Below are 11495 nucleotides of genomic sequence, written 5' to 3'. Positions count from 1 at the left end.
CTGTGCAGTTGGTTTTTTGCCGGGAAGGTGGATTTCAACACCTCGCTTCTGATTGACGATCAAGAATGGATTGAAATGATCCATTTTTAGCTCATCCAGTTGGATATGTCCTTTCGCATTTTCACCATCTTTGATGTACATGATGATTTGCATTTTCTCAACAGACTGCATAGGGAAACTGGGATCCGTATTGATGCCAACTGATCCTCCACCCGGATGCGTTAGCACATTGTCAACATCATCGAATGCGATAATTGTAGCATATTCATTTCCTGCTTCAAGTCCATTGTCCAAAAACTTATGGATGCTATTGGATTTAATTTTTGAACCTACCACCTTATAAACCTGGTCTGGTGCAATCCCAGTAAACTCTATACCGAAACCATTGGAATAGCCTGCTCCTGCTGCTCTTGGCAAAAGATCTATCACTGCTTCCACTATCTCACCGGAAGCATCTGTAATTCTATTGATCATATAATCCAATACCAAATCATTGAAATCATAATCTCCTTTAGCAGGCCAAAGATCCTCAAACATAAGGGTTGCTGCGCTTTTAGAGGTAAGGTAGTTGTCAAATGCCTTGTATTTATCTTCAGGATAATCATCTTCAGCATCCACAACGCCATCCCCGTCCTTATCCTGCTTTTCTACTTTCGGCATACAGTTATAAGAGGGGTCGGCAGCATATTTGCCCGGAATAACCAAATCATCCAATCCAGCTCTGGCAGAACCTCCGGTTCCTGTGAAACTGATGAAAATTTTAACCGTCTTGCCTACAATCGCTTCCGGAATATTAGCTGTTACTTTATGAACTGTTGTTTGCTTGTTCACCGGATGTGGAAAAGAAAAGGAATCAAACTCAACTTCTTCACCTTCACCATAATCCATGTCCGCATCAAATGGAATATACTGAATCAAAATACCCCTGTTTCCTCCAGCATTTCCGTCTAATCTGGTTACAAAACTAATTTCCCCTGCTTCCATAACCATCCATGGGCTTTTGATCCAAGTTGCTTTATTGGATTTATCGGTCAACTGATTGGTCCGCATACTAAAATCCCCGTTTAGCAAAGTCGCATTATTATCACTGACAGTCACAGCTCCCATTCCCCAACATAAGGAAAAATAATGGCTCCTGTCTCCTAGTTCAGCATCGTTTTTTACGTAATTCTCTTGTCCATGGGTCTGAAAAAAAACCAACCCTAATAGCGAAAACAATAAAATAAATCTTTTCATGATAAAATTTTTAAAAACTTAATGATTAGGATTACAAAATTAGGATTCAATATCGCTTGCATTATCTTCAATAAAAAAATCAAACGACACTTTACGGCCTTCAACAGTCCCTACTTTTTCAAGCGCACCATATTTCATCCTTACTTCGCCAACTCCTTTAGGGAGATCAAAACTCATCTCAAAATCTTCATGCATGCGATGCATGCCTCCAAAAATCTCTCTTCCAGCATCAGTTGTTAAAGAAAGCCGCTGATAAACTCCTACATCCACGGGTAAACCATCAATGCTTACGGTAAGCTCTTCTGTAGTTTCCCAGTCAAAAAATGCGGAAACCACTAAATCGTCAATTGTTTCTCCTGTAGGAGTGATTTGCTGAGTGCTCTCTTCTATCTGTTCATTCACGCAAGAAGAATTAAGGGTCATTACGAGGACAATCAATGCCAAGTATGACAACAAAGTTGTTTTGCTGTTTTTCATTGTTCTGTTGTTTACTGTATCAAAAAAAGTAAAGTGACCTATCGATCAACTTTATCATACACCAAAAGTCCTCATTTTTAATTTTTTTTAGGAGAAAAATCGACCAACTGGTGAAAAAGATCGGTCAATACCGCTATTATGAGGGACGGGTTTACTATTGGTTGGTTTTCAAGTCTAAATTTAGAAAACAATTTTAGGTTTAAAAAAAATTGATAAACAAAACCACTTATTAAGCAGCACAAAGTTCTTTTTATTATTCGAAAACCAAATTTTATAATACAAAATATTTTATTTCAATTAATCTGTTTTTCACACCAACTTTTTCACACATTAAACCAATTCAACACATTAAATTGAATTGTTTTTTTTATTGTTATTATGGCAATAGGGAATGACCGCTAGGTTTACATCGATAACCTTTAAGGCTTTTCCAAAATAATCCTAAAAGCGTTGAAAAGAACATATGCACCATTAAGGAACCCGGGAAGCCATTACTATAGGAGGGGGTTGAATTCTTTATAGAGAACGATGTGGCGTTTTATGCAGCTAATGAAAATCACCCAAGAGCGACTGATAAGTCATAATACAAGGAAATTAAAAGTCGATTTTTTCACTTATAGGAGGATTGGTTGAAAAAGCATTTGGCAGCCACTAAATCCCGATAGAGGCAAATTATATTAACAGTTGAAAAATTCAAAAGCCCATTTTAATTACAAAAGATAAGGTTGGTTAAAACGGATATTAGGGTTTCCTAAGCTTCTCAAGGAAGTGTGCAATTACATGAATATCAATCAGTTAGGATATTTTAGCATAGCATGCCTGAGGTGAAATTGTAAACAGGGGCGAAGGGATTGACCTTGAAGCGATTTCAGCACATAATAGAGGATATATTGCCTATTTCAGGTAAGTTCTTCTCTTGGTTTTGATAAAACCAAGAGAAGAACTTCCTTGAAGGGGTTTGGTGGATAGCAAAAAAAATGATGACCGGCTCAAAAAAAGTAATTCCTTTATGGTACAACCCCATATACCACCTTGCTAACAGGTCGTTTATTAAAATATATACCTAACAGATAGTGCGAATTCGTCACCCCAGAAGCCTCCATTATTAATTATATTGATAGCAGGTTTAAAATCCAGTGAAAAATTAAGAGGAAGCTCTTCTAAAACATACTCCAAGCCAATGATCCCATCAATACCAATAACGGTAGATCCATCGTAATCATATTTAGAACTGTTGTTCCAACTACCTATATGGGCTCCTCCTCCATAAAACCAATTCAAACCATCTACGTCTTCAATATCCCTGTGAACTTCATAAAGACCGGTAATCAAAAGACCTCTCCAACGGGTATGCAAAATCCCCTCAAGGGCTGCATCCTGGCTAATAAAATGCTTTACGCTTAATCCGCTACTTGCCCCTAAGCGCAAACCAACCCCAGTATCATAAGCCTGTGCTTTACTTTCATTAGATAAGGAAAACATGAGTACCAATGCCATCACGGCAAACATTACATTTTTCATCATTATTATAGTTGTTTAATTAATAGTTCTCAAAAAGAGTGATCCCCTCAGGGTGGATACAGCCATCCAAGGGAACATCGTGAGGTTCATGAGGAATTTCTTCGGATAACGGCACATTGTAAGACAGTCCGATTTTCAACACACCATCGCTTAGTTCTCCAAAAAACATATCATAAAACCCAAATCCGTAACCTATTCTATTCCCCCTTGAATCTATACCCAGCAAGGGTACAAAAACCAGTTCAACCGGCTTTGGAGTTTCTAACAAAACCGGATCTATTGGAACAGGAATGCCCAACTTATCATTCTCAAAAACTGTTTCCGGGGTCAATTTCACCGTAGCCATTTTTCGCGCATTATGAACAGTAATCGAACTGTACACATGATAATTCAGTTGAAAAAGTGATCGCAATAATGGTACCGTATTTACTTCCAGAAGTTTTTTTATAGGCAAAAACAAATGAATATGCCTAATCTCCGGAAATTGCTTTAAGAAAGTTAAGCAATTTGTAGTAATCTTCCGGGAGTAGGCTTCACGCTCCTCAAGCCCCAATGCGAGGCGACTATTTCTGAGTTGCTGTCTTACTACTTCTTTTGTCACCATTTTCCTTTAGAAGAATAAAATCAAAGTTTAACGGGTCAAAGGTATCAAAAAGCTCCTTTATAAATTCCGGATTACTTAAATAGAACTCCAGAAAGTTGATTTTTCTTTCCTGCAAAGTTCCTTGGGGAAATAGTTCCCTTTTTATGGCTGCTAGTTGTTTTATGGCTGTAGACTTCTTCTTCTCTTCTGCTTTACGAAACTTGGTCGCCACTTGGTCTAAAATCTTTTCATTACGCTTATAGGCGGCCCTAACTGCATAAGTTAAAGTAGCATCCATTTCGGTAGACTTTTCTTCTAAAGACTTATAGATAAGATTTAATTTATCTCTTTCCTCCTGCAGTTCAAGGTCCTGATCGGAATTTTCTTTTACATACTTTATCCGCAAATCATCCAAAGGCAAGAACAGTTCCTTCTCATTCAAGCCCAGCTTATTCATTTTACGCTGTAGGGGAGAAGTCAAAATCATAGCAAAATTTCTTGGAAGTAAAAATGGATAATCAACCGAATAATGGGCAAAAACATTTTTCAGTTGAAACCAATAAGCCACTTCCGCCGGCCCACCCAGATAGGCCAAATTGGGTAAAATCACCTCTTGGTATAGTGGGCGCATGACTACATTGGGGCTAAAATTCTCCGGCTTTTCTTCTATAAGCGCAGTCATTTCAGCTTCAGCCCATTTGTTTTTCCCATCGTGGGTTTCAAATAAACCATCTGTTAAAACCAACCTTTCTCTACGACCTTTTTCCATATAAAAAAAATTAATTTCTCTAGGAAATATTTGGGTGGAGTAGCCTGCATTTTCCAAGGCACGGTTACAATCATTCACGATGTTATTGGCCGTGGCATTCAAAACATCATCCTTGATGACAGGCACAAACAATTGCTTCAATTCCTTTTCATTGGCATCAATGATCACCAATCCCCTGTCTGCAAATAAATGATGGACGTATTTCCGGACAGCCTCCTTCAAAAGCTTGCTTTGGGTATAGGCTGTTTTGAAAAACTCAGGAAGAAAATGTAATTCTCCTATTAATTTTTTTAAGGATTCATCTAATATAAATTCTCCTACCGCTCCCTTTTGATCCGTTTCCCATTCATAATTTTTCCCATCAAAATAAAAATGGTTGATTTCAGCAAAATCATGATCTTCCGTGGCCATCCAATATACCGGAACAAAATGGTAATCCGGGTTTTCCTTTTTAAGCTTATCTGCCAGCGCAATGGTAGAAACAATCTTATAAATAAAATAAGAAGGGCCGGTCATCAGGTTTAGTTGGTGACCAGTGGTAACCGTAAAAGTATTGGCTTGTTTTAATTGTTGAATGTTGCCCTTAACCCTTGAACCTTCAAATCCTTCATATTGCTTTTCCAGCACTTTGACAAGGCGGTCTCTTTTCTCTTGCTCAAAATGCTTGTTGGGCAAAGTTTTTTTAAATTGCTCTAAATCGGGAAACTCCTTATAAAACTGTTTTACTGACTCCTCTTTGTGAATATAATCTAAAAAAAGTGATGAAAACAGGCCGGTACAGGCCGGGTCTAAGCTGGACTTTAACATAAAGGATGCAATTTCAATTTTTATAAAGGCAGGTATTGAAACCATTAAAACGGGCAAAGGGATAGTAAAGTTCACCTAAATTGCCAACAATTGGTGGGGCAAGTTATACATTTTTTCAAAAATTTTGTAACAATAAACCAGCATCCCCTTTGTAATTTTGTGCAATAAACAAGCTTTCTATATATGAGCCAGACTATTGAAGTACCTATTTCCGGAATGAGTTGCGCTGCATGTGCGGTCAGTGTGGAATCCATGCTAAAAGAAACAAAAGGCATACAATCTGCAAGTGTAAACTATGCCAACCAGTCTGCCATTATTTCCTTGGAAAAAGAAGGAATGGACCTATCGGAGGCCAAGAAAAACATCCAATCCATAGGTTATGATTTATTAATAGACCTAGATAAACCGGAGGACTTGGAGGCCATAAAGGCCGCTGAATTAAAAGCACTTAAAAAGAAAACCCTTTACTCAGGAATATTGGCATTCCCTGTATTTCTGATTGGCATGGTTTGGCCGGAGATACCGTATGCCAATTTGATCATGTGGGCCTTGACCAGTCCAATTTTGGCCATTTTCGGAAATGCTTTTTTTATCAACGCCTACAAGCAAATCAAGAAAGGAAATACCAATATGGATACCCTGGTGGCCCTGAGTACTGGAGTAGCCTACCTTTACAGTTCATTTAACACCTTTTTTCCGGATTGGCTGGAATCGCGTGGAATGACCCCTCATGTTTACTTTGAAGCGGCTGCCGTCATCATCTTTTTTATTTTGCTTGGTAGATTAATGGAAACGAGAGCAAAAGCAGGTACCTCGGAGGCCTTAAAGAATCTCATCGGCCTTCAGCCCACGGACTTAACAGTCATCCGGGAGGGAAAAGCCATCCAAATGAATGTTTCAGAGGTGCTACCCGGTGAAACCATCTTGGTGAAACCCGGACAAAAAATCCCTTTGGACGGCATACTTACACAAGGCCAATCTTATGTGGACGAAAGCATGCTCACCGGAGAACCCTTGGCAGTAGAAAAAAGCAATGGCGATACCGTTTATGCAGGAACCATCAACCAGAGTGGGAGTTTTGAATTTAAGTCCAATAAAAGCAAGTCAGAAACCTTACTTTCCAGCATAATCGCTAGGGTAAAGCAAGCCCAAGGTTCAAAAGCACCCATACAGAAAACAGTGGACAAGGTTACAAAAATATTTGTCCCTGCCGTGTTAGCCATCTCACTGATTACCTTTATCATTTGGTCGCTTAGTGGGGCAGATGATGCCATTTTAAGAGGCATGCTCTCTGCCATAACCGTACTTGTTATTGCCTGCCCCTGTGCACTCGGGCTTGCCACACCAACGGCCATAATGGTGGGAATCGGCAAAGCTGCCTCCTTAGGAATTTTGGTTAGGGATGCCGAAAGCCTTGAAAATGGCAAAAAAATAGACAGCCTGATTCTGGACAAAACCGGAACGATCACTGAAGGTAAGCCTAGTGTACAAAAAGTGATTTGGAAATCAGGAGTCAATGAAAAGCCCATGGCTGCAGTATTTCGGGCGCTGAAGAAAAAAGTGAGCACCCCTTGGCTTCAGCCATTACGGATTATTTTTCAAAAGAAAAAGTATCAGGCAATCTAACGGCATTCAAAACCTTTACCGGCCAGGGAGTGACGGGCCAATTTGATGGAGCGCAATATGCTATCGGAAATTTAAAATGGTTGAAGTCTTTGGGTAGCAGCATCGATCTAAGCCTGTCTCAAGCAGCCGATGAAATGCTTGAACAGGGCAATATTGTCGTATACATGGCCAAAGGAAAGGAAGTGGTGGGGGTTGTTTCCATCGCTGATAAGCTAAGAGAAACTTCTAAAGCAGCCATTGCTCAATTAACTAAAATGGGGATAACTGTTCACATGCTTACCGGTGATCAGGAAAAAACAGCTGCAAGCATCGCCGGAGAAGTAGGCATAACCAACTTTCAAAGTGGCTTACTGCCTCAAGACAAAGGGGAATACATAAAAAAATTACAAGAAAAAGGACACAAGGTTGGTATGGCAGGAGACGGCATTAATGACAGTGAAGCATTGGTTTTAGCTGATTTAGGCATTGCTATGGGTGGCGGCACCGACATTGCCATGGAAACGGCTCAGGTTACACTGATACATGCCGACCTTATGGCCATTCCCGATTTATTAAAGTTGAGTAAAAACACAGTTGCCACCATCCGTCAGAACTTATTTTGGGCCTTCATTTACAATATTATTGGCATACCCATTGCAGCCGGATTGTTGTATCCCATATCCGGATTTTTACTTAACCCAATGATAGCCGGATCTGCAATGGCCCTTAGCTCCTTATCCGTAGTCGGTAATAGTTTACGGCTGAAGTACAGTTGATAAGAGCTTAGCTAAATGCATGCAAAGAATAGCCAAAATGGCTTATTTAATAAAATAGAAGATTGAATTATAAAAACAAAAATTAGCAAAATGGATAAACAGGTCAAACTTAAAACAAATGTAAAATGTGGTGCATGTGTGGCAGCCATTACCCCGGCAATGGACAATTTAAAAGTAAAACATTGGGAGGTAGATTTAACTTCACCGGATAGGATTTTGACTGTAGAAGGAGAAACTGAGGTGGAGGAAATAAAGGCGGCACTTGATCAATCAGGCTATAAAGGTGAATCAATTTGATTGAAAGGATACAGGATAGGTAGAAAATTTATTACTTTTGGCTTTATTCTATGATCAACTATAAATCTTTTACTCTGGACAATGGACTTCAGGTACTGGTCCATGAAGACCATTCTTCAGAAATGGCTGTAGTCAACCTTTTGTATAAGGTAGGTTCCAGAAATGAGGAAGCCGGTAAATCCGGCTTGGCTCATTACTTTGAACACCTTATGTTTTCAGGTTCAAAGAATATCCCTGAATTTGATACTGCCTTAGAAAGGGTTGGAGGGGAATGCAATGCATTTACCAATACTGATATCACCAACTTTTACATTACCCTTCCCGCAATTAATCTGGACACAGCCCTTTGGCTGGAATCGGATCGAATGCGTTACCTTAACCTTAAGGAAAAGCCTATCAACACCCAAAAGCAAGTGGTGATTGAAGAATTTAAACAGCGTTATCTCAATCAACCTTATGGCGATGCCATGCATCATGTGAGGCAATTGGCCTTTGAAAAGCATCCTTACCGCTGGCCAACCATCGGTGAAAAAATAGCAGACATTGAAGGGTTTGAAAAGGAAGAATTGCAGCATTTTTATGAGCAAAACTACGCCCCAAACAATGCCGTCCTTTGCATCGCAGGAAAGGTTAACTTTGAAGAAGTAAAGGCTAGAGTTGAGCACTGGTTTGATGAAATTCCAAGAGGAAAGACTGCCCCAAAAACGATACTTTCTGAACCTCTGCAGGACAGTAAAAGGAGAAAACAGGTCTTTGCCAATGTCCCTACAGAGGCTTTGTATAAAGTATATAAGATTCCGGGAAGACTAGAAAACAATTACCTTACATGTGATCTTATTTCCGACATTTTGGGTTTTGGAAGGTCCTCTCTTTTGGAGAAGAAATTGATTAAAAACTCCTCGCTCTTTGCCAATTGTCAAGCTTATGTTCTAGGCAATATTGACCCGGGACTCTTAGTCATCACAGGAAAAATGGAGAAAGGCGTGACTGCCGAGGAGGCTGAAAAAGAACTGGACAAGACGCTTGAAGACTTTAAAAATGAGCCAATTGATCCAACCAATCTTCAAAAGATTAAAAACCAGGCAGAGGCCATGCAGACCTATGAATCCGTTTCCTTGCTTGGAAGGGCCATGAAATTGGCCTATTATGCTTATTTGGGAGATCCACTGCTTATGAATGCAGAGTTTGATCGAAAAATGGCGATTACTGTAGATGAGATACAATTGGCTACACAGAAATACCTCAGAGACGAGCTTTCCTCTGTAGTTTATTATAAATGTGCACCTAATAATGGATCACCAGATAACCTTTAATACTTTAAATTATGAGTGCTTTTCGCATAGGATTTGGATATGACGTTCACCAATTGAAAGAGGGTGAAGAATTTTGGTTAGGAGGAATATTGATTCCACACAGCAAAGGAGCTGTTGGCCATTCGGATGCTGATGTGCTTATCCATGTCATCTGTGATGCTCTTTTGGGTGCAGCCAACCTAAGAGATATTGGATATCAATTTTCTGATCAAGATCCCCAATATAAGGGAATTGACAGTAAAATTTTACTCAAGGAGGTCATGAAACTTTTGAAGAAAGAAGGCTACCAGATAGGGAACCTGGATGTAACCATCTGCTTGCAACAACCAAAAATCAACCCTCATATTCCGGCCATGAAAGCTTGTCTTGCTGAGGTAATGAATATCGAAGACAATAAATTATCCTTGAAGGCTACAACTACAGAGCGCTTGGGATTTGTAGGTCGTGAAGAAGGCGTCTCTGCTTATTGTGTAGCTTTGATCCACCCATAATAGTCAACAACATGGAAAATCAAGAACCAAAAATCATAACGACAGAAGACGGCTCCCATTCAGTATATCTCCCTAATATCAATGAAAGCTATCACTCTTCTCATGGGGCATACAAAGAGTCTATCCATGTTTTTTTTCTTTATGGACTGGATGCTTGGTATGCGAGAAATAGGGGAAAGTTTCCTATCCGTATTTTTGAAGTAGGCTTTGGAACGGGCCTGAATGCATGGTCGACTTTGATCTGGGCAGAACAGAATCAAGTACCTGTGCTCTACCATACCATAGAACCTTATCCCTTGGAGAAAGAGATATACGAAGCCCTTAATTTTACGCAACTTGATGAAACCCTAACGCATTTCAATGGCTATTTCAAACGCCTTCACCAAATGGAATGGGACAAGGGAATGCCAATGACAGATTATTTCAACATTAAAAAAGAGAAAACCAGCCTCCAGGAGGTACAACTTTACCCTACAGACCTGGTGTTCTTTGACGCCTTTTCTCCAAAAAAACAACCGGAACTCTGGACCTTGGAAATGCTGGAAAAAATCGAAAACAGCATGAACCCATCTGCAGCCTTTGTTACCTACTGTGCTGCTGGCCACCTCAAAAAGAACTTACAATCTCTTGGCTTGACCCTGGACGAAGTACCCGGACCTCCGGGAAAAAAAGAAATGACAAGAGGGTGGAAAAAAAGCTAAATCTACAAGGTTTTTCTATCCTATTGGCCTTTTATGTGCTTGCTGTGACTTCTATTGCTTGCCAACCTAAAGGCAGGGCAAAGAATAATTCAAGTCCAATTAACCCCCTCACTGAAGCCAGTCAGGCTCCTTCTAAAAAGAAAAATGGCTTTTCCCACATAGTAGAGGGTGACAGTATTCTCCAACGGATACACCTAAATGACAAGTTGCAATATGAAAGCCTTATTGTAGAGGAGAAGAGAGTTTACAATAATATTTATCCCAACATCAATGATTCCTTCCTATTCGAAGACAAGTATTATTTAAAAATAAGCTACTCAATCCCTTTTAGCGGCACCATTGAAACAACTATTCCCGAATGCCCGGATTATGTACTCACCCCTTTAGACAATGGTATCCTTCAGGTAGTCATTTACAATGCATTGGATTTAAGCGCAGTTGATCTCAAGTTCAACTATTTCCCTTCCGAAAAAGACAGTTTGGTCAGTTCCGAATATTTTTTCAATCATGTGATTTTCAATTAAGAGAATTGAGCAATTATTTAGGCCTATTGATCCAATATTTTAAAGCAAATTGTGCGTTTAATACTTCAAAATCAGTAATATTAACCTGCCTTTTTACTTCCTAGTGAATCCTTCAATTGATTTTCAGCGAATCAGATTTTGTTCTATCACTTTAAATAAGGTGATTTTGAAAGCTTTAAAATGAAAAACCCAGGTAATCATATTTTAAATGCCTGCATTAAACGACAAATAAACCCGGTTAAAAACATGAAAAACTCCCCTATAATCCTGGCAAGTACTATTTTTTATATCCTTGCATTTGCAGTTGCACAGGGCCAATCCATCACTTTTGACAAACCTCTAGATGTTGGTCAGGGTACCATATCCGGAGTAAGTGCATTAGAGGTAGCGGATTT

Annotated in this window: 12 protein-coding genes; 7 read left to right on the top strand and 5 right to left on the bottom strand. The window is 39.5% G+C overall.

Translation table 11 applies throughout. From position 1 onward, the window contains the following. The 5 genes from AAC037_RS09360 to bshC form a co-directional block, all read right to left on the bottom strand. Window positions 1–1236 (bottom strand): LruC domain-containing protein (locus tag AAC037_RS09360; RefSeq protein ID WP_339902742.1); only part of this gene is annotated, 1236 nt, incomplete at its 3' end. 39 nt (window positions 1237–1275) lie between these two features. Then, a complete protein-coding gene (locus tag AAC037_RS09355) occupies window positions 1276–1689 on the bottom strand; it encodes a hypothetical protein (RefSeq protein WP_339902741.1) in 414 nt (137 codons plus the stop codon). A gap of 1074 nt (window positions 1690–2763) precedes the next feature. Further along, on the bottom strand, window positions 2764–3237 hold the full coding sequence (locus tag AAC037_RS09350; RefSeq protein WP_339902740.1) for a hypothetical protein: 474 nt from the start codon (window positions 3235–3237) through the stop codon (window positions 2764–2766). Between the two features lie 16 nt (window positions 3238–3253). Further along, window positions 3254–3838 (bottom strand): 5-formyltetrahydrofolate cyclo-ligase, encoded by a 585-nt coding sequence (locus tag AAC037_RS09345; protein ID WP_339902739.1) that lies wholly within the window; start codon window positions 3836–3838, stop codon window positions 3254–3256. Next, window positions 3798–5393, bottom strand: coding sequence for a bacillithiol biosynthesis cysteine-adding enzyme BshC (gene bshC / locus AAC037_RS09340; protein WP_339902738.1), 1596 nt, complete (start codon window positions 5391–5393; stop codon window positions 3798–3800). Before bshC ends, AAC037_RS09345 begins: the two co-directional genes overlap by 41 nt. Before the next feature lie 183 nt (window positions 5394–5576). On the opposite strand from bshC, the gene AAC037_RS09335 reads away from it, so the two are divergent. The 7 genes from AAC037_RS09335 (at window position 5577) to AAC037_RS09305 (ending at window position 11100) form a co-directional block, all read left to right on the top strand. After that, complete coding sequence (locus tag AAC037_RS09335; protein WP_339902737.1) at window positions 5577–7019, top strand: heavy metal translocating P-type ATPase; 1443 nt, start codon at window positions 5577–5579, stop codon at window positions 7017–7019. Next, complete coding sequence (locus AAC037_RS09330; protein ID WP_339902736.1) at window positions 6965–7774, top strand: HAD-IC family P-type ATPase; 810 nt, start codon at window positions 6965–6967, stop codon at window positions 7772–7774. Before AAC037_RS09335 ends, AAC037_RS09330 begins: the two co-directional genes overlap by 55 nt. 90 nt (window positions 7775–7864) lie before the next feature. Beyond that, on the top strand, window positions 7865–8071 hold the full coding sequence (locus AAC037_RS09325) for a cation transporter (protein ID WP_339902735.1): 207 nt from the start codon (window positions 7865–7867) through the stop codon (window positions 8069–8071). A gap of 50 nt (window positions 8072–8121) precedes the next feature. Beyond that, window positions 8122–9384 (top strand): pitrilysin family protein, encoded by a 1263-nt coding sequence (locus AAC037_RS09320; RefSeq protein WP_339902734.1) that lies wholly within the window; start codon window positions 8122–8124, stop codon window positions 9382–9384. Between the two features lie 11 nt (window positions 9385–9395). Beyond that, window positions 9396–9875, top strand: coding sequence for a 2-C-methyl-D-erythritol 2,4-cyclodiphosphate synthase (ispF, locus tag AAC037_RS09315; RefSeq protein WP_339902733.1), 480 nt, complete (start codon window positions 9396–9398; stop codon window positions 9873–9875). 11 nt (window positions 9876–9886) lie between these two features. Continuing rightward, window positions 9887–10576, top strand: coding sequence for a tRNA (5-methylaminomethyl-2-thiouridine)(34)-methyltransferase MnmD (mnmD, locus tag AAC037_RS09310; protein ID WP_339902732.1), 690 nt, complete (start codon window positions 9887–9889; stop codon window positions 10574–10576). Next, a complete protein-coding gene (locus tag AAC037_RS09305; RefSeq protein WP_339902731.1) occupies window positions 10561–11100 on the top strand; it encodes a hypothetical protein in 540 nt (179 codons plus the stop codon). The genes mnmD and AAC037_RS09305 overlap by 16 nt, the downstream gene beginning before the upstream one ends. The last annotated feature ends 395 nt before the right edge of the window (window positions 11101–11495 follow it).

It is taken from the genome of uncultured Cyclobacterium sp. (assembly GCF_963976465.1).
Taxonomy (GTDB): Bacteria; Bacteroidota; Bacteroidia; order Cytophagales; family Cyclobacteriaceae; genus Cyclobacterium.
The sequence above is the reverse complement of the archived record's forward strand: the minus strand, read 5'-3'. Positions and strand labels throughout refer to the sequence as shown.